This window comes from Rhodopseudomonas faecalis (genome assembly GCF_003217325.1).
GTDB lineage: Bacteria > Pseudomonadota > Alphaproteobacteria > Rhizobiales > Xanthobacteraceae > Rhodopseudomonas > Rhodopseudomonas faecalis.
This window is the reverse complement of record NZ_QJTI01000005.1, coordinates 1-17,613: the sequence shown is the minus strand read 5'-3', so window position 1 is coordinate 17,613 and position 17,613 is coordinate 1. Positions and strand designations below refer to the sequence as shown.

Here is a 17,613-nt window from a genome sequence, read left to right as displayed (position 1 = left end):
CCGATCTGCCAAGGCCGGAATGAACATGGCAAATCCCTCCTAAAGGCTAGCCGTTCAGCAACGCGCTGTTCACCTGCCAGTCATGTTACAAGAGGTAATCGCCTTCGCTGGACAAAGCTGAAAATGTCAGTCATGGGAATCTGCCGGGCCTTGGCCGATTTCAGGACCAATGAAGGCCATCAAGAGCTGTGATGGCTGATCGGGAAGGCCAGAGATAATCGGGGACTTCATGCGTGGACTGCTGATCGAGCGCAAAACTGCCGTCGTGCGTTGCGTAGCTGCAACTGGCTTGCTGCTGACCCTTGGAATCGGAGGCGCTCTCGCCCAGAGCGGTGATCTGCGCCCCCAGGATCAGGGCAAAGCGCCAGCCGCCAATCCGAGCACCCCGGCCGCGACCGCGCCGAGCGATGCCGCCAAGGACAACCAGCGCAAGACCGACGAATTCGTCGAAGCGGCGCAGGCGATCAACGGTCCGGCCGGCAACCCGGAATGCGTCTGGCTGGGCCGGCGTGTGGTCGGGCTGATGTGGCGTGACGATCTCGACACCGCCTTCCGTCACCTCGACCTTTATGACCGCTTCGGCTGCCCGGGCGGCCATGTCCAGGCCACCTTCCGCTGCCTGGTTCGAATCGGCGGCATCGACCCGAAGGCGCCGGAAAGCCTGAGCGGCCGCGTGCATGCCTGCTGGGTCAATCCGAATGCCCAGCCGCAGGCCGCCGCGACGCCGGCTGCACCCGCGGCTCCGGCACCGGCCCCGGCGCCGGCTCCGGCCGGCAAGTAAGACGCCGCAAGGCTTCGGTTTGAACCAACACCTTGACCCCAGGACTTACAAAAATGGTTTTGGGATCAAGGGTCGGATCACATGCCTTGGCCAGTGCGGATCGGAACGATGGCGAATATTCGGGGTTGGCGTTCGCGCCGCCCTCAATTCGCCACGTCGTGATATGAGTTGTCGTGATATGAATTGTGTCGTGATCCGGCAGCACAATCTCTAATCGGTCGGACCTCGGGGACGGGTCCGTTTCCCTGCCATGCTAGCCCCGTATGGTTGTGTCGCGATGCGCGCTGTCGTCGCTGTTCTGATCTTCGTCACCGCTGTTCACGCTGGGCTCTGGGGTCTCCTCAGAGAATCGCAACCAGCGCCTGATTTCCGAGGCGTGCTGCCGAGCGTGTCCTACGCGCCGTTTGACGGCACCGGACACCCGGACGTCGACAATATTCCGACCACCGAACGAATCCGCTCCGACCTGAAAACACTGGCGCCGATGAGCAAGGCGATCCGGTTGTATTCGTCGACCGGCGGCGTCGAACTGGTCCCGCCGATCGCCAATGAGGTTGGCCTCAAGGTCACGGTCGGCGCCTGGATCGACAAAAATCTCGACCGCAACGAACGCGAAATGCAGGCGGCGATCGAGCTGTCCAAGCGCAACAACAACGTCAACGGCATCGTTGTCGGCAACGAAACCATCTACCGCGGTGAGCAGAAGGTCGAAGACCTGATCAAGCTGATCCAGCGCGTGAAGGGCCAGGTCAACGTACCGGTCACGACCGGCGAAATCTGGAACATCTGGATCGAGCACCCCGAGCTTGCGTCCTCGGTCGACTTCATCGCCGCGCACATCCTGCCGTACTGGGAAGGTTTTTCGGACAAGCAGGCGGTCGACCAGGCGCTGATCATCTATCAGAAGCTGCGCGACGCCTTCCCCGGCAAGCGCATTGTGATCGCGGAATTCGGCTGGCCGAGCGCCGGCTATAATCTCAAGAAGGCCATGCCCGGGCCGTTCGAGCAGGCGGTCACGCTGCGCAACTTCGTGCACCGCGCCGAAGCGGTCGGCATGGAATACAACATCGTTGAAGCGATCGATCAGCCCTGGAAGTTCTTTGAAGGCGGCGTCGGTCCTTACTGGGGCATCCTGAACGCCTCCCGCGAGCCAAAGTTCAACTGGACCGGCCCGGTGGTGAACAAGGACTACTGGAAGCTCGCGACCGTGGCGCTGCTGGTCGGCTTCCTGCTCTCCACCCCGATCTTCCGGCTGACCCGGCCGACCATGATGCAGGCGCTGCTGCTGTCAGCGGCCGCCAATGGCGTCGGCGCCTGGGTCGCGACCGTGTTCGCTTATTGGACCGGGCACTATTTCGTCTGGGGCTCGGCATTCGCGCTCACCCTCGGCCTGACGCTGCTGGTGCCGCTGGTGCTGATCGCGATGGCGCGCATCGAGGAAATCGCCGCGATCGCCTTTGGCCGCGGTCCGCGCCGGCTGTGGAAGGCGCCGGAAGCCAGCGCCGACATGGCCGCCCTGCCCGCCGCCGCCGCGCCATCCGAGATCAAGTCGCTCGCCGCCACGGACGCTGCCGATGCGCCGCTGTCACCGGCCGCCGAGCCGGAGCCCGCCGCAGCGCCGCTGCCGCCCAAGGTGTCGATCCACATCCCGGCCTATTTTGAGCCGCCGGAGATGCTGAAGCAGACGCTCGACGCGCTGGCGCGGCTCGACTACCCGAATTTCGAATGCGTGGTGATCATCAACAACACTCCGGACCCGGCCTTCACCCAGCCGATCCAGGATCACTGCCGCGAGCTCGGCGAGCGCTTCAAATTCATCAACGCCGAAAAGGTGCAAGGCTTTAAGGCCGGCGCGCTGCGCATCGCCATGGAGCGCACCGCGGCCGACGCCGAGATCATCGGCATCATCGACGCCGACTATGTGGTGACGCCGAACTGGCTCAAGGACCTGGTGCCGGCGTTCGACGACCCGCGGGTCGGCCTGGTGCAGGCGCCGCAGGAGCATCGCGACGGCGACCGCTCGCTGATGCACTACATCATGAACGGCGAATATGCCGGGTTCTTCGACATCGGCATGGTGCAGCGCAACGAGGTCAACGGCATCATCGTGCACGGCACCATGTGCCTGATCCGGCGCGCGGCGATGGACATGGCCGGCGGCTGGTCGAGCGACACCATCTGCGAGGACAGCGACCTCGGCCTCGAGATCATGGAGCACGGCTGGCTCACCCATTACACCAACACCCGCTACGGCTTCGGCCTGCTGCCGGACACCTATGAGGCGTTCAAGAAGCAGCGCCATCGCTGGGCCTATGGCGGATTCCAGATCATCAAGAAGCACTGGCGCCGGTTCATGCCCGGTGCCAGCCGGCTGACGCCCGATCAGAGGCGCGAATTCGCGCTCGGCTGGCTGAACTGGCTCGGCGCCGAAAGCATCGGCGTGGTGGTGGCATTGCTCAATTTGATCTGGGTGCCGATCGTGGCGTTCGCCGACATCGCGATCCCGGACAAAATCCTGACGCTGCCGATCATTGCCTCGTTCGTGGTGACGCTGATGCACTTCCTGGTGCTGTACCGGCTGCGGGTCGCCATCAAGGTGCCGCAGATGCTCGGCGCCATGATCGCGGCGATGTCGGTGCAATGGACGGTGTCGCGCGCGGTGGCGCAGGGCCTGATCACCGAGCACCTCGCCTTCGCCCGCACCTCCAAGGGCGGCCTGACCATGATGTCGGTCGAGTTCCAGGCGTTTTGGGAAGCGGTGATCGGCGTGCTGCTGCTGGTCGGCGCCGCGGTGCTGCTGGCTTCCAACGCCTATCGCGAGATCCATGAGATCTACATCTTCGCGGGCGTGCTGGTGCTGCAAAGCCTGCCGTTCCTGGCCGCGGTGGCGATCGCGATTCTGGAAAACTCGCGCATCAACTCGTTCGCGTTCTGGCGCAATACCGGCATCCGCACCGCCGAACTGATCGGCCTGCGGCCGGTGGGGCTGCCGGGCGCGATTCCGGCGCGGCAGCCGGTCGGCTCGGAATTGCCCAAGGACGGCGTCCGGTAAGAACGGGAAAATCTCTCCACGCGGCTTACAGCTAAAGGTGAAGACAAAGCTGTAAGCCCGTGGCCTTCGCGGCCAATTTGGCTGCGGAAATGGTCCGGCTAGGATTGCATGCAGGCTTGACCCGGCGCGGTCCGCCCCCTACACAGCCCTCACGTGAGCGCGTAGCTCAGGCGGTAGAGCACGTGACTTTTAATCATGGGGTCGAGGGTTCGAGTCCCTCCGCGCTCACCATATCTACCGCAAGCGCAAAGATTTTGATCGCGGGTTAAGCGAACGTTTTCGGGGGCGTTCAGGCGACCACATCCTTGCGACCGATTTAAGTTGGCGGTTTCGCCGCAAGCAAAATACAACCAACCTTTCCTTTCCTTACAGCTTATAGTTGAATGACGCGTGTCCTCAGCAGACAGAGACCGCGGTCAATGGAATACGTGAAGTTCACCGTTAAACTGCTCGGTTCCCTGACAATTTTGATCGTCATCGGAGCATATATTAGCTTGATCTATATGGGAGACTTGCCGGCTCCTGACATTACGAGCTTGGCTAAGCAGCTCATGCCATCCATTTCGAATGGAGGCTCGGTTGTAGCGGTACTAGCCATCGCCATTTGCCTGCTGCTGACAGCACTTGCGCCTCTGATCTTTGCTGCGCGATCTGGCGATCTGTTCACGGTCGTTGTCAGTGTTGTCGCTCTAGTGGTCTGCTTCGCATTGGCTTTCAACAGCCGCTCCATCATGGACATAATGCTTGCGGCAATCATCTATTTCACCAGCGCTCTGATTTCGGTGGTAATTTATTCAACCAATCACATCGCAGACGCGATCCGGAATCGGATCGATACGCAGACTCCTCGTTCCCCTTCTTGAAACTAGATACCGAACTGGACAGCGATGCAGGAGCCATCGAGCAAGCTCGCGAATGCCTTAGGCGCGTCTCACCGCCTCAAGACGCCGGGGTTGCCGTGCCGAGATAAGCGTCGAGCAGCCGCGCTTCGGTGGCGTCGTCGAGCGTCTGATCGAGCAGCGGCAGCAGCGCCATTTCCTCTTTCTGCACATGCACCACCATGCGCTGCACCAGTTCGGCACCGGCCCGGCTGAACTCGTGCCAGCTGTCAGTGTCGAAGCCGCCGGCCGAGGCACGGCGCGCCAGCGTCACCAGTTGCTGGCCGAGCGGCCGCATAAAACTGTGTTCCTCGGTCAGGTGATCGCCGATCAACTGATCACCAACTGAATCGAACAGCGTGAACAGCTCGGTTTCCTCAAAATCGAAATGGCGGAGCGTGTCGGCTTCGATCGCCGCCGCAAGGTCGTCCAACAGCCGCCGGCCCTCGCTGTCGGCGACGTCGATCGGCTGGCGGCGGGTGATGGCGCGCTCGAGCCGTTCCATCAAGGCGATGGTGGCGCGGTGCTCATCGTGCAGGGTCTGGCTGATGCGGTTGGCGAACATGACGGGCTCCCTTGTGTGTTGAGCGCGGCACCGGCGCGGCGACCAGTGCCTTCAAAATGCCGGCGACATAGGCGGCGAACGCCAGCGCGCCGCCCAGGCCGATCAGCGCCGCGACCGCCGCGAGCGGCGGACTATCGATCGCGATCGCGGCCGCGAGGCCGGCCAACGCGGCCAGATGGCAGACGGCGTGAATGCGCAGCGGCATCGCGCCGCCGAGGTCGGTTAGCAGCGGCGGGCCGCCGCTCGTGCGGGTGACGTGCATCGACGCCAGGAACGGCAGAATCCGTTGCAGCACGCCGAACAGAAACGTCGTCAGCCAGCCGCCGAGCACGATCAGCCCGAACAGCGTCGGCGCGCCATCGCCGGCCCAGCCCTGCACGGCGGCAACGCCAAACAACGGGGTCACCGCCAGCATCGCCCAAGACACGCGCACCAGCACGAACGACAGCCCGAGCCGTTTGCGCATGCCGTTCATCAGCACGGTGTGCATCAGCCACAGATGAAGCGCCGCGGCGATCACGCCGATCATGCAGGCCGCGATCAGTAGCGCATGCACCGCGAGCAGCGCGCCAGCCACGCCGAGCACGAGCGCGGCCAAGGCGGCACCAAATCCGCTCCAGGCCAGCGATGTTTTGGGCGCGTTCGACAACGCGAACATCGGCACCAGGATGTGGCTGAACCCGAGCGCCAGCATGCCCATGAAACCGAAGCCGCCGAGGATCATGTGAGCGAGCGCGACACCGGCATGATCGGACAGGAAGCCCGAGCTGTTATCGAGCGCCAGCGCGACGCCGAGCGCGACCAGCAGGATCAGCGATCCAAACGCCGCCCAGCCATAGGCGCTCACCACCGGCATGCTGCCGGCGCGGCGCAAATTGGCGGCGAGCAGCGCCGCGAATAAAGCGAGCCCGAGCGTGCAGGCGAGCGCGCCGCCGATCATCAGCGTGACGTCGACGATCGCCATGCCGGCAATCAGCGCCGCCACGCCCGGCAGCAGCAGCCAAAACGCCAGCCTGATCGGCCACACCGCGGCCAGCGGTTTCACTGTCGCGACCGGCAGCAGTTGCACCGCGGCGCCGATCGCCGTCAGCGTCAGCACGCCGATGGTCAGGAGGTGCACCGTGGCGAGCGCCGGGCCGGCACCGCCGCGAAAGCGCGTAAAATCGGCGGCTGCGACTATCAGCGCCACCCACAGCAGGATGTGGCAGGCCTGCGCGGCGATGAAGAACCGGAACGGCACCGAGGCCGGCAACAGCCGGCTTTTGGCCGAGCCGAGAAAGGCGCCGGCATTCATGGCGCGGCCCGCGTGATCTGCAGCACCACGCCGTCAGCGTCGCTTTCGGCGATCAACTGATAAGTCCAGCCGCGCGCGTCGAGTTCGGGATAGAGCAGCAGCGGCTCCTGGCCGATATGCGCCAGCAGCGGTCCCTCGATCGTGCCGCTATCGATCAGGCGCAGCACCGTCACCATCGGTTCCGGGCACGGCAGGCCGCGAACGTCGATGTGGAGCCCGTCGACGTCATGCCAACGCTGGCTGTCATCCACCCTCGCGGCCTGATTGCTCATGCGTGCCCTGCTCCTGCCAAGGCCGACAAATTAGCCTGCGGCGCCAAGCGCAAGTTGTTCTGGAGCAAGCTCCCGAACGAAAGCCGCGCTCAGCCGACGATCAGAAGAACAAGCCGTGCGCGCCGCCGACCGCGCCGAGCACGGTGATCAGCGCCGCCGTGCTGAGCACGCGGTGGCCACGAAGCGCGATCCGGAACGCGCGATCGGGATTGCGCTTCGCCGCCGCGCTGAACCACCTGTGCAGCACCAGCGGCTCGGCAACGAACAGCATGACCGTGAATAGCGCCCACAGCGCGAGCATGGCGCCGAGCCACCAGAACCGCGGGTCGAGCACCCGGCTCCAATGGTCATAGGCGTACAGCATGTAGAAGCCGGAGATGCCGGCGAGCAGCGTCGACACCCTCGCCTGCCGTGCGAACCGCCGCTCCAGCGCGTCGAACAGCGGCAGCCGGCGTGCCGGCTCGAATTCCGAAAGGCTCGGCAGCAGCACGAACGTGACAAACAGCAGCCCACCGATCCAATGGACCACGGCGAGCACGTGGATGATGCGGAACATGGTCGGCCAGTCGAGCACCGCACTCGTCCAACTAGCTGCGCAGCGTCCGCAGCTGTCCGGCTGCATTGGACAACACCACTTCCAGCCCGGGCCGCGCCGCCACCAGCTCGGCGATGTGCTGCTCGCTCATGACGCTGAACGCCGTCGACAGCGCGTCAGCCTCGGTCGCAGTGGCAGCGACCACGCTGACCGATCGATAGCGCGCAGAACTTCGACCGGTCGCCGGATCGAACAGATGATTGAACTTTCCGTCGCGATCAAAACGGAAGCCCGATCCGGACGAGGTCGCAACCGCGCGATCGATCAGATCGATGGTGGCGAATGTTCGCCCTGCGGCGTCCGCATCGGCCAGGCCAATCCGCCACGGCGTGCCGTCCGGCCGCGCGCCGATCGCGCGGATCTCGCCAATATCGACCAGCGTGGTCGAGAGTCCGCCGCGCCGCAGCAGCTCGACCACGCGATCGGTGGCATAGCCCTGCGCGATGCCGTTGAGCGTGATCGAAGCGCCGCGCCGCGCCAGCGCGATACGATCATCGGACACCCGCAGCCCGGCATAGCCGACCTTCGCCAGCGCTTCGGCAAGCTCCTGCGGCGGCGGCCCCGCGGCATCGGCACCCGCACGCGCGAAATGCCGTTCGCAGCATTGCCACAGCGGCTGCACTGTCGGATCGAACGCGCCGTCCGTGAGCTGTGATAGCCGCAGCGCCGCGCGCAGCAGTTCGACCATGTCCGGTTCGGGGGCGATCAGCACGCCGCTGCGATTAAGCTCGCAGATCGCCGAATCCGACCGGTAAAGGCTGAACAGGCGTTCAAACCGCCGCACCATGTGAACGCTGGCGTCGACCAGTTCCATCGCCGCGCGCGGGTCCGGATGATGGATCTCGATCGACACCTGCGCGCCGAGCGCGCTGCCGCGCCAACGCATCGGCGCAATGTCACGCGTCCATGCCGCACGCACATTGCCGAGCGCCGCGATCGCCATTCCGGATGCGGCGATGGTGATGAACCGGCGGCGGGTGATGGCGGCTTGTGGCATGTTCGCCTCTTCAATCGATGGTTCGTCGTGAATGCCGGCGACTAATCGTCGGCCGTCGACGTATCGCTGCCGAGCAGATAGCTCTGCGGAACCTGATCAAACCGCACCACCCGTCCGCCATTGGCGGCGGCAAAGGTGTCAGCCGCGGTGCGCTCCCCGAACGGCACCGCCTCGGCCGCACCCATACCGCCCTGCTTGCGGCTCTCGATGACGTAGTATGCCTGTTTGGCGTCGATCCAGTTGGTCTCGCCCGGCTGATCCCAGCTTTGGGCACGGCCCATATCGGAGACGTAGATCGCTTTGATGTCGCGCGGCTGGTCCGGCATGTGGGTGAACGCCAAGGCGTCGCGCGCCGACGAGAACCAATACGGATCGATCCGGCTTGCGGTGATGATCTGGCCCTTGGGGCCCGGGTGCTCGGCCAAGTTCATGCCGCAGAACACGCCCATGGCATCGGCATTGAGCGCGACCGGCGGCGGCATCGCCGCGCTGCCGCTGCGATCGTTGCAGCCGCCGAGTATAGCGGCGAGCAGAACTGCCGCGATGATCGAAGCTTTCATAAGTCCCTCCGGCCAAAGGCGACGATGGCAAGGCCGAGCGGCAGTGCGATCCACACGACCATCGCCGCCATCAGCACGCCGAAACTGTGCCCGACCGATCCGGCGAGCCCGGCCATGCCGGCGAACTGGCTGACATTGGTGCCGCTGAGATTGCTGAGCCGATACAAATCGGTCGGGTTGAGGAATAGCAGCGCATCCAGCACGCCAGCCGTGATCAGCCGCCCCTGATCAACCACCAGCACGCCGAGCAGCGCCATATCGAACACCAAGACCAGCAGCAGCCAGACGCCGATCGCGATGCCAGCCGCGGTGCCGCGCTGTCGAACCAGGCTCGACACCGCATAACCGATGGCGACGAACACCGCGCCGAGCAGCACCGAGGTGCCGAGCATCGAGGCGAACGCCGGCCAGCTCTCCGGCGCGATCGCTGCGCCCGATAGCACCAACGCTGCCGCGGCGGCGCCATAGCCGATCAGCGTGGCGAAGCCGAGGATCACGATGTGGCCACAGAATTTGCCGAGCACCACATGGGCGCGCGACACCGGATAGCTGAGCAGCAGGATCATCGTGCCGCGCTCCATCTCGCCGACGATGGCATCGTGTGAGATCAGCAGCGCGATCAGCGGCAGCAGGAAGATCGTCAGGCTCGACAGGCTGACGATCACCACGTCGAGCGCGGAGGCTCCGATCCGCCCAGTCGGCGCGCTGCCGAGCAGCGTGAGCGACAGCGACAGTCCCGCGAGCAGCAGCGTCGCCGCCAGCACCCAGCGATTGCGCAGGCCCTCCTGGATTTCCTTGAGCGCAATGAACAGGATCGCCCTCATGCCGCCTGCTCCTGCGCGCGCAGAAAATGCGCGTAGAGTTCATCGAGCGTCGGCTCGGTTACCACAATGTCCTGCACCGCGGGATCGGCCGCGGCCTTGCGCAGCAGCCGCATCTTGTCGCTGGGATCGATGATGTCGACCTCGCATGCGCCGCCGCGCAGCGCGGCGTGATTGGGGATCCAATCCGGCCGCGCAACGTGTTCGGCGAGCTTGAGCGTCATGCGGATCGGCAATCGCGACAGCGCCCGAAGCTCGGCCAGCGTGCCGTCGGCGACCAGCGAGCCCTGATTCATGATCAACACCTGCTCGGCGCGGTCTTCCAGTTCATGGAGCGCGTGCGACGAGATCAGCACGGTGGCGCCGTCGCGGCGCAGCTCATCGAGAATGTCATAAAAACTCTGCCGCAGTGCCGGATCGAGCCCTGTGGTCGGCTCGTCGAGCAACAATACGCGCGGCCACCCGAGCAGCGCCTGCGCGAGACCGAGCCGCTGACGCATGCCCTTGGAATAGGTGCCGACACGGCGACGCGACGCCTCGCCAAGACCGACCCGGTCGAGCAGCGCCGCACCATCGCGCGGATTGATGCCCTTCAGCCGCGCGTAAAACGCCAGCGTTTCCTTGCCGGTCAGCGCGGCGTTGAAGGCGACGTTTTCCGGCAGGAAGCCGAGCGCACGGCGACCGGCGAACGCACCCGCGGCCGGATCTTCGCCCAGCACCCTGATGGTGCCGCGATCGGGCTGGATCAGCCCGAGCATCAATTTGATCAGCGTGGTCTTGCCGGCGCCGTTGTGACCGACCAGCGCGCTGATCCGCCCCGGCGCCAGTTCGAACGACACGCCACGTAGCGCGCGCACCGCGCGATAGCTCTTGGCGACATCATGCAATGCGACGGTCGCGCTCATGGCTCAATCCTGCGCGCAGAAGGTTTGCTGGGCGGCGAAATCAGCGGGTGGGTGTCGACCACACCGCCCGGATACAGCGCCGGAAACTGGCTTTGCGCCCAGCGCAGCACCTGCACCGCTGGGCTGTTGATCAACAGTTTCGCGGTTGGCGCGGTCCACAGCACGCGGTCGACCAGATCATTCGGTCGATAAGCGGTGTCGGCAATGCCATCGCCGTTAAGATCGAAAGCGGGATTGTCGCTCCAATAATTGCCGCGCCCGCCCTTCGACCAGTCAAGGTCGCGGGTGCCAACATATTTCACCTGGTTGCGATTGGCGACGAAGGCGTTGCCGGCAATCTCGTTGCCTTCGGAGCCCGCCGTCAGATGCACGCCGATGCCACAGGACTCAAACCAGTTGTCGCGAAACCGGCCCTTGTTGCTGTTGTAGATGAACACACATTTGCCCGGCCCGATATCGGCCGTGCCCGACGCCTCCTGCTTGGGCACCATGCCCTTCTCGTTGTCAGTGACATCGAAATCGGCGCTGATGCCTGACAACGGACCACCAACAACCAGATTGCCGTCGACGCTGGCATAGTTGGCGTAGTTGAACAGCAGCCCAAAGTCGCGATCGCGCTCGGACACGTTGCCGCGAATGATCAGGCGCTTGGAATACATGATCGCGAAGCCGCCGTGATTGGCGACCGAGACATTGCCGCTGACCTCGCTGTCGTCGGTGTACATGTAGTGGACAGCAAAGCGCAGCTTTTCAAAGCGGTTGTTGGTGAAACGATCCTTGGTGCTGGTGATCGAAAAAATTCCGTCTCGGCCGTAACGGATAGTGTTGCCGTCCACCACCACACCCGGTGCATTCCAGACCCTGACGCCGTTGCCGGCCTCGTTCAAACGCAGGCCGCGCAACCCGTCGATGGCGTTGGCGCTGACGCGCGCACCGCGCGCGCCATAGACATTGACGCCATAGAGATTGCCCACAATAGCGTTGCCCTCCACCACGGCGCGTTCCGCGCTTTCCATCAGGAAAATGCCGGAATCCATCGCCTGCAGATCGCGTCCCGAGCCGCGCACCGTCAGCCCGCGCACCGTCACGTCGGGCGCCGCCACGGTGATGACGCTGCCTTGTCCTTGGCCGATCACCGCAGCGCCGGCCCGGCCGATCAGCGTCAGCTTGCGCTCGATGCGGATCGGACCGAGGTAATCGCCCGGTGCAAGCCTGATCACGTCGTCATCATTCGCCGCATTCAGCACGGACTGCAGATCCGATGCCGGCACCACGTCGATCTGCGCGGCGGAAGCTGCGCCCCCCGCCGAGCCGACCAGCAGCGCCGCCATCGCAGTCGCAAGTCCGCGCATCGTTGTCACCACGATCAGGCGGTCCTCGGTTCGACCAGCATCCGGCCTTTCATCTCCATGTGCATGGCGTGACAGAACCACGAACAATAGTACCAATAGACGCCGGGCTTATCGGCGGTGAATGACACCGACGCGGTCGCTTGCGGCGCCACTTCCATCTGGATGCCGTAGTTCACGATCGAGAAGCCATGGGTCAGGTCTTCGATCGAGTCGATGTTGGTGACATAGACGGTGACGTGTTCGCCCTGCTTCACCTGAAATTCGGTGAGGCTGAACATTGGCGCGCTCGAGGTCATGTAGATGCGCACCTTGTCGCCATCGCGAACCACCTTGGAATCGGATTCCAGCGTGACACCGTCCGCCTTGGCCTGCTTCACTGCGTCGGCGAACATCGGGTCGGCACGCTCCCAGACCGAGATCGGGTTGATCTTGGAACGATGCACGATGGTGGCGTCGTGCGGCTCGGCAAAGCTCGGTCCGTCGTGGACCAGCTTCATTTTGTCGCCAGAGATATCGATCAGTTGATCGTTCTCAGGCTTCAGCGGCCCGACGTTCAGGAACCGGTCCTTGGAGAACTTGTTCAGCGAGATCAGCCATTTGCCGTCTGCCTCCTTGGTTTGCCCCATGGAGGTGTGGTTGTGGCCCGGCTGGTAATGCACATCAAGCTTGTCGACGATCGGATTGACCTTCTCGCCCTTGTAGGCGCGCCGCGCCAGATCGATGTTCCACTTGCAAACCTGGCTGTCGATGAACAGCGTCGTAAAGGCATTGCCCCTGCCATCATAAGCCGTGTGCAGCGGCCCGAGCCCCAATTCCGGTTCGGCGACCACCACCTCGCGCGGCTTGATCTTGTCGTCGAACAACTGGTCGAACATGCGCACGTCCATCACAGTGACGGTCGGCGACAGCTTGCCATTGGCGACCACATGAATGCCGTCTGGCGCGGTGTTGATACCGTGCGGACTGTTCGACACCGGCACGTAACGCGTGCAGGGCGATCCCTTGCGACCGTCGATCACCGGCACGCCGTTGATCTCCTTGAAGTCGCCTTTCTTCACCGCTTCTTCGATCCGCTTCAGATTGAAGATCACCACCCAATCCTGATCATTGGCGGTCATCTCGGCGGCGGTGACGCCCTCCTCCGAATTGTAGCAAGTGGCGAACGCGTATTTGCCTTGATAGTCGGCATCGACGTTGTCGAGGTTGCCGTCGACCATCACCTGCCAGGCCACTTTCATGGTGTCGCCGTCGATCGCCGTGAAGATCGCGTGATAATCCTTGGTCTTGGTGAGATTCAGGCCGTCATTCGGCACCGGCACGCGGTCTTCGCCATTGCAGAACACGTAGCCGGTGCGTGGATATTTCTGCACGCGCAGGCCGTGCACGGTATGCTGGTTCGGCAGTTGGATGATCTTGTCGCACTTCATCACGTCGAGCCGAACCCGGGCGACGCGGGTGTTGGCCTTGTCGTTCATGAAGGCGTAGCGACCATCATACGTGCCCTCGGTGAACGAGACGTGCGGATGGTGAAGGTCGCCATTCATATAGGTGCCGCCGCGGGTCTTCAGGAACTCGCGGGTTTCGGGCAGCAGACCTTCGGTGAGCACTTTGAGGCTCTCGTTGGTCTGCCCCCATCCCGTGGCGCTGCAGCGGTTAAACACCGGCACACGCATCAGCTCACGCATCGACGGCAGCCCGAGAATACGCAGCTCGCCGGTCTGACCGGATGATGCAAAGACGTAGTACTCATCGAGCTCGCCGGGATGCACTTCGGTCTTCTGCACCGCTGCCCGTGCCGGCGCACTGGGCCTAGTCTGCGCTTCGGCGGTCGGCACCATGGCGCCGCGCGAGGTCAGTGTTGCACCGCCGACCAGACCAATGCCGGCCGCGGCGCTGGTGGCGAGCAGCGTTCGCCGGCTGAGCGGATTGCCCTGTTCCTGATCGCTCATATCGTCTTCCTCCGGTTTCTCGACCTTGGCGAGTGGTTGACGTTTCAGAGTTCTGGTCCGTGGATCTGCCTGCCGCTGCCGACGATCACCGTCGCCGGTCCCTTGCCGCTACGCATCGAGGTCGACGACAGCGCTTCCCGCTTCTCGCGCTTGAGGCGCACCTGGATCATGTGCGGGCAGCGATGATCGTCGAAATACAATTCCTGACAATGCATGCAGTAGATGCACTCATTGACGTTGATATGCCCCTGGGGGTGGATGGCCTGCACCGGACATTCATTGGCGCAGCGCTGGCACGGCGAGCCGCATTCCGGCCAACGCCGCAACCATTCGAACATCCGGACGCGCCCAGGGATCGCGAGCGCGGCGCCGAGCGGACACAGATAGCGACAGAAGAACCGCTCGATGAACAGACCGATTGACAATAGCGTCGCCGCGTACACCACGAATGGCCATTCGCGCGCGAATTTTAGAATGATCGAGGTCTTGAACGGCTCAACTTCGGCGAAATGCTCGGCCGCCGCCGTCGAATAGAGCGACAATCCAAACAGACCGAGAAACACGATGTATTTGATCGGCCACAGCCGTTCATGCAGCCCCCACGGCACTCGGAACTGCGGCACCTTCAGGGCCTGCGCGGCGTTGTTGAGCAGTTCCTGCAGCGCGCCGAATGGGCACAGCCAACCGCAATACGGTCCCCGGCCCCAGAACAGCAGCGCCGCCGCCACTGACGCCCACAGCACGAAGATCAGCGGCGCCGACAAAAAATACTCCCAGCTAAAGCCGGTGATCAGCGAATTGGTGAAGGTCAGGACGTTGACCACCGACAGCTGAGCGTTCGCGTACCAGCCGAGCCACACCAGAATGAACGCCAGATAGGCGCGCCGCACCCACACATACAGCGTCGGCCGCCTCACCAACTGGTTCTGGAAGAAGAAGATCAGAGTCAGCGCTCCCAGCGCGAGGCTGAGCAGCCCGATCCTGATCACGTCGCCGCGCCAGATCCGAATCCACAGCGCTTCCTCATGTGGCAGATCAGGCAATGCAGCCTGTTCCGCAGCCGTGGAGCCGCTCGGCGCCGCCGTGGGTACCGACTGGAGCGTGGCAGGTTCGCTGACCGTCACGGCGCGCTGCTCGCGCTTGATGAAAGCGTCGGGGAGCGTGTAGCCGAGGTCGAACGTCAGAAACGCCTTATCCCGGACGCCAGTCGCGCGCTGCACAAACAGCCGCAACGACCAGGGCTCGACGGGATCGAAGCCGAAATCGCTGGGAATGACGAACAGCCCAATCTCCGGCAGGTCGGGCGAACCGGCGGCCAAGAAATCGCCGAGCCTTGTGTGGTCATGATCTCGGAACCGGATGCTGTTGCCGTCCTGGATCAGCTCGATGCGATCGAAGATGCCGCCGCGCACATAGCCCGAGCCTTTGAACGAATAATTGCCGCGTCCGCCGATCACCAGCGCCTGCTGCCCCGGCTTGAGACGCGCCGACAGCCGCGCATAGCCGGTGTCACCGAGCAGGCTGCGCCCGATCGTGGGAACGGCAACGTCAGCGGCGTACAGCTCGATGAAGGTTTCCGACGGATCGCCTGGCTCAGGCCGGCTTGCAGCTTCGGCATTGCCCGACGCTTCGAACGCGTGATTGACATCGGCATTGGTCAGCACCAGCCGCCGCACGGCACCATCGGCCAGCAGCCCCTCCCACTCGCGTATCTCGCTCCTTTCAAGATCAATCGTCTTCACGACGGGCGGCGCGGCCGTGCTTACGACTTGTTCCGCCCCCATGCCGATCCGCGCGCTTCGGATCAGCTTGGTTGCCGAACGCACAATGCTGTCGCCGATCACCAGCATTGTCACCGTCGCGCCGCTGACAATATCGACCTGCGGCGCCGACCCCCGGCCGTGCACGACCGGAGCAATATCAGCGCCGATCAGCTTGTTGGCCGCAGCGAGGATCTTGGCTTCCGGAATGCCAATCAGGACAATCGGTTCTTTGTGCTCGACCAGCTTCAGGCCAGTGATCACCCCCGCTGGCGTGATGCCCACCAACATGTGAATGGGTTTACCGGAGTAGCCGACCGAATTGGCGAAATCTGAGTTGAGATAGACAAACCCCAACAGCCGATCGCCTTGATAGGCTGGCGCAATCGCGGGATCACCTTGGAGCGAACCAAGCCGGTCGGCGCCGGGAACCAGTTCAGCCGGAGCAGCCCGCGACAGGAACTGGTCGAGCCGGCCGGCAGCGTCTGCCTCAACAGTGCCGAGCAGTACGACAACCAGAAGGACCAGGATGGCGCGCAATGTTCTCAACGGCCCACTTCCAGCTTGTTGTGCGTTGCGTGGTCGAACTCTCAATAGCAGTCGATGAAGGCGCTTATTTGCTCCGGAGCAAATAAGAAGCATAATTCACGCGGCTGTTTTGGAGGCTGCTATGCGTGACACTCCGCTTCTGACTGCACCTCCGACCAAGGTGGTCACAACTTTGCCGGAACTTTACGCGCTCGCTATCGCGCAGGCGGAACGCTCAACCAGCAGGTACCGCGATCTTGCAATGTCGCTGACCAACGCAGCGGATCGTGCGATGGCTCAGGTTCGCAACGCCGTCGAATTACTGTGCGAGCACGAGCGAACACGCGGCGATAGGATTATATTACGGTGTCAATACTCTGCAGACAAGTCGCTGCTCGCGCGGTCCTGGCCGGACGCCGCTACTAATCTCGTTCCATCGAAGGAACTGTCCGACATTGCGGACTCGGCGCTGTCGACACCATCCCAGGTGTGGCAATTGGCAGTGCGTCACCGGCAACGTGAATTTGTGTTCTGGACCTACGTTGCGGCACATGCGATCGAGACGTCAGTGCAATCGGAATCAGAAGGCTTCGCGCGCGAAGCACTGTTCGACGCCAGCATCCTTCGTCACGAGCGTCGGCGTGCCTGGCGGGCGGAACGTGAATCCATAAACACTGAAAGCGGCAGCCAGAGTTCGGGAAATCTGTTGTCGGCGGCGTTGATCGAGAGCCTGTTGTTCAAGGAAGTAGTTCGGTGGTCGATGATGCTGGCTGACGCTGAGCGGAACCAATTGTTCGCGGCAGCCGGCTATGCGATCCCCGAGGCGGACGACGTCGAGTTGCTCCGCATGCCCGACACCAACGCTCCTGAACATGCCCCGCAGCGCGCGATCCGCTACGCTGAGCAGCTTGCCGCCATCTACCTTGATGAAGCAGAGCGCGCGAACGATCAGGCGTCGCTCGATCTGGCGCAAAACCTCGCTGCGACCGCCATCAAGCGCATGGCTAAGCTGCGGGCGTGGCGGGCATCGAACACGAGCTAGGCAAGCGTTATCGACTGATCATCAAGCGGGGACACAGCTCACACCAACGGCTCCTACCATTGACTCGTCATGCCCGCGCTTGTTGTTTAGCCCGGGGACATGTCGGACACCTGTTCGGGGACATCACTGACACTTTTGGGCGTGGTCAAGTCGATCGTTGCGACTGGCCACGATCCGAAGAAGATGCCATAGCGACCGTCCTGGTCGAGCGGCCGCACGGCGAGGCGTTCGCCGCGCAAGGCGCGTGGCACCTGCCAGAGGC

At 63.4% G+C, this 17,613-nt stretch carries 15 protein-coding genes, 1 tRNA gene and 1 pseudogene; 5 read left to right on the top strand and 12 right to left on the bottom strand.

The annotated features are described in order from the left end of the window. Positions 1-229 precede the first annotated feature (229 nt). The 4 genes from BJ122_RS05790 to BJ122_RS05775 all read left to right on the top strand — a co-directional run bounded on the left by BJ122_RS05790 (position 230) and on the right by BJ122_RS05775 (position 4,696). Positions 230-781, top strand: coding sequence for a beta-1-3, beta-1-6-glucan biosynthesis protein (locus BJ122_RS05790; protein ID WP_110780182.1), 552 nt, complete (start codon positions 230-232; stop codon positions 779-781). Between the two features lie 277 nt (positions 782-1,058). Then, complete coding sequence (locus BJ122_RS05785; RefSeq protein ID WP_110780181.1) at positions 1,059-3,833, top strand: glycosyltransferase; 2,775 nt, start codon at positions 1,059-1,061, stop codon at positions 3,831-3,833. A 155-nt stretch (positions 3,834-3,988) separates the two neighbouring features. Continuing rightward, positions 3,989-4,064: transfer RNA gene (locus BJ122_RS05780), tRNA-Lys, on the top strand. Between the two features lie 188 nt (positions 4,065-4,252). After that, on the top strand, positions 4,253-4,696 hold the full coding sequence (locus BJ122_RS05775; RefSeq protein WP_110780180.1) for a hypothetical protein: 444 nt from the start codon (positions 4,253-4,255) through the stop codon (positions 4,694-4,696). A 76-nt stretch (positions 4,697-4,772) separates the two neighbouring features. Here the strand turns inward: BJ122_RS05775 and BJ122_RS05770 are convergent, their stop codons facing one another. The 11 genes from BJ122_RS05770 to BJ122_RS05720 form a co-directional block, all read right to left on the bottom strand. Further along, the gene (locus tag BJ122_RS05770; protein ID WP_110780179.1) at positions 4,773-5,276 is read right to left on the bottom strand and encodes a hemerythrin domain-containing protein; all 504 of its coding nucleotides are present in this window, start codon (positions 5,274-5,276) and stop codon (positions 4,773-4,775) included. After that, complete coding sequence (locus tag BJ122_RS05765; RefSeq protein ID WP_245407630.1) at positions 5,239-6,570, bottom strand: hypothetical protein; 1,332 nt, start codon at positions 6,568-6,570, stop codon at positions 5,239-5,241. Before BJ122_RS05765 ends, BJ122_RS05770 begins: the two co-directional genes overlap by 38 nt. Continuing rightward, the gene (locus tag BJ122_RS05760; RefSeq protein WP_110780178.1) at positions 6,567-6,842 is read right to left on the bottom strand and encodes a DUF2249 domain-containing protein; all 276 of its coding nucleotides are present in this window, start codon (positions 6,840-6,842) and stop codon (positions 6,567-6,569) included. The genes BJ122_RS05765 and BJ122_RS05760 overlap by 4 nt, the downstream gene beginning before the upstream one ends. Positions 6,843-6,942: 100 nt before the next feature. Beyond that, a complete protein-coding gene (locus BJ122_RS05755) occupies positions 6,943-7,416 on the bottom strand; it encodes a hypothetical protein (RefSeq protein WP_110780177.1) in 474 nt (157 codons plus the stop codon). A 13-nt stretch (positions 7,417-7,429) separates the two neighbouring features. Continuing rightward, positions 7,430-8,434 carry an FAD:protein FMN transferase gene (locus BJ122_RS05750; protein ID WP_110780176.1) on the bottom strand — a complete coding sequence of 335 codons (1,005 nt, stop codon included), beginning with the start codon at positions 8,432-8,434 and terminating at the stop codon, positions 7,430-7,432. Positions 8,435-8,475: 41 nt separating this feature from the next. After that, positions 8,476-8,994 carry a nitrous oxide reductase accessory protein NosL gene (locus BJ122_RS05745; RefSeq protein ID WP_110780175.1) on the bottom strand — a complete coding sequence of 173 codons (519 nt, stop codon included), beginning with the start codon at positions 8,992-8,994 and terminating at the stop codon, positions 8,476-8,478. Further along, the gene (locus tag BJ122_RS05740; protein WP_110780174.1) at positions 8,991-9,818 is read right to left on the bottom strand and encodes an ABC transporter permease; all 828 of its coding nucleotides are present in this window, start codon (positions 9,816-9,818) and stop codon (positions 8,991-8,993) included. Before BJ122_RS05740 ends, BJ122_RS05745 begins: the two co-directional genes overlap by 4 nt. Next, positions 9,815-10,720 carry an ABC transporter ATP-binding protein gene (locus tag BJ122_RS05735; protein ID WP_110780173.1) on the bottom strand — a complete coding sequence of 302 codons (906 nt, stop codon included), beginning with the start codon at positions 10,718-10,720 and terminating at the stop codon, positions 9,815-9,817. Before BJ122_RS05735 ends, BJ122_RS05740 begins: the two co-directional genes overlap by 4 nt. Next, a complete protein-coding gene (locus BJ122_RS05730; RefSeq protein ID WP_110780172.1) occupies positions 10,717-12,072 on the bottom strand; it encodes a nitrous oxide reductase family maturation protein NosD in 1,356 nt (451 codons plus the stop codon). The genes BJ122_RS05735 and BJ122_RS05730 overlap by 4 nt, the downstream gene beginning before the upstream one ends. 14 nt (positions 12,073-12,086) lie before the next feature. Continuing rightward, positions 12,087-14,021, bottom strand: coding sequence for a TAT-dependent nitrous-oxide reductase (gene nosZ, locus BJ122_RS05725; RefSeq protein WP_110780171.1), 1,935 nt, complete (start codon positions 14,019-14,021; stop codon positions 12,087-12,089). A gap of 44 nt (positions 14,022-14,065) precedes the next feature. Next, positions 14,066-16,330: a NosR/NirI family protein gene (locus tag BJ122_RS05720; RefSeq protein ID WP_430694760.1), complete on the bottom strand. Its 2,265-nt coding sequence runs from the start codon at positions 16,328-16,330 to the stop codon at positions 14,066-14,068. Between the two features lie 121 nt (positions 16,331-16,451). On the opposite strand from BJ122_RS05720, the gene BJ122_RS05715 reads away from it, so the two are divergent. After that, positions 16,452-17,351 (top strand): hypothetical protein, encoded by a 900-nt coding sequence (locus BJ122_RS05715; RefSeq protein ID WP_110780317.1) that lies wholly within the window; start codon positions 16,452-16,454, stop codon positions 17,349-17,351. 86 nt (positions 17,352-17,437) lie between these two features. Here the strand turns inward: BJ122_RS05715 and BJ122_RS19535 are convergent. Next, positions 17,438-17,613, bottom strand: a pseudogene (locus BJ122_RS19535) (IS481 family transposase); the annotation flags it as partial.

What these genes read in the sequence shown, in the direction of transcription:
- BJ122_RS05765 (WP_245407630.1), bottom strand. Translation starts at nt 6,570, where the DNA reads ATGAATGCCGGCGCCTTTCTCGGCTCGGCCAAAAGCCGGCTGTTGCCG.
- BJ122_RS05760 (WP_110780178.1), bottom strand. Translation starts at nt 6,842, where the DNA reads ATGAGCAATCAGGCCGCGAGGGTGGATGACAGCCAGCGTTGGCATGAC.
- BJ122_RS05745 (WP_110780175.1), bottom strand. Translation starts at nt 8,994, where the DNA reads ATGAAAGCTTCGATCATCGCGGCAGTTCTGCTCGCCGCTATACTCGGC.
- BJ122_RS05740 (WP_110780174.1), bottom strand. Translation starts at nt 9,818, where the DNA reads ATGAGGGCGATCCTGTTCATTGCGCTCAAGGAAATCCAGGAGGGCCTG.
- BJ122_RS05790 (WP_110780182.1), top strand. Translation starts at nt 230, where the DNA reads ATGCGTGGACTGCTGATCGAGCGCAAAACTGCCGTCGTGCGTTGCGTA.
- BJ122_RS05735 (WP_110780173.1), bottom strand. Translation starts at nt 10,720, where the DNA reads ATGAGCGCGACCGTCGCATTGCATGATGTCGCCAAGAGCTATCGCGCG.
- BJ122_RS05730 (WP_110780172.1), bottom strand. Translation starts at nt 12,072, where the DNA reads ATGCGCGGACTTGCGACTGCGATGGCGGCGCTGCTGGTCGGCTCGGCG.
- BJ122_RS05770 (WP_110780179.1), bottom strand. Translation starts at nt 5,276, where the DNA reads ATGTTCGCCAACCGCATCAGCCAGACCCTGCACGATGAGCACCGCGCC.
- BJ122_RS05775 (WP_110780180.1), top strand. Translation starts at nt 4,253, where the DNA reads ATGGAATACGTGAAGTTCACCGTTAAACTGCTCGGTTCCCTGACAATT.
- BJ122_RS05750 (WP_110780176.1), bottom strand. Translation starts at nt 8,434, where the DNA reads ATGCCACAAGCCGCCATCACCCGCCGCCGGTTCATCACCATCGCCGCA.
- BJ122_RS05785 (WP_110780181.1), top strand. Translation starts at nt 1,059, where the DNA reads ATGCGCGCTGTCGTCGCTGTTCTGATCTTCGTCACCGCTGTTCACGCT.
- BJ122_RS05715 (WP_110780317.1), top strand. Translation starts at nt 16,452, where the DNA reads ATGCGTGACACTCCGCTTCTGACTGCACCTCCGACCAAGGTGGTCACA.
- nosZ (WP_110780171.1), bottom strand. Translation starts at nt 14,021, where the DNA reads ATGAGCGATCAGGAACAGGGCAATCCGCTCAGCCGGCGAACGCTGCTC.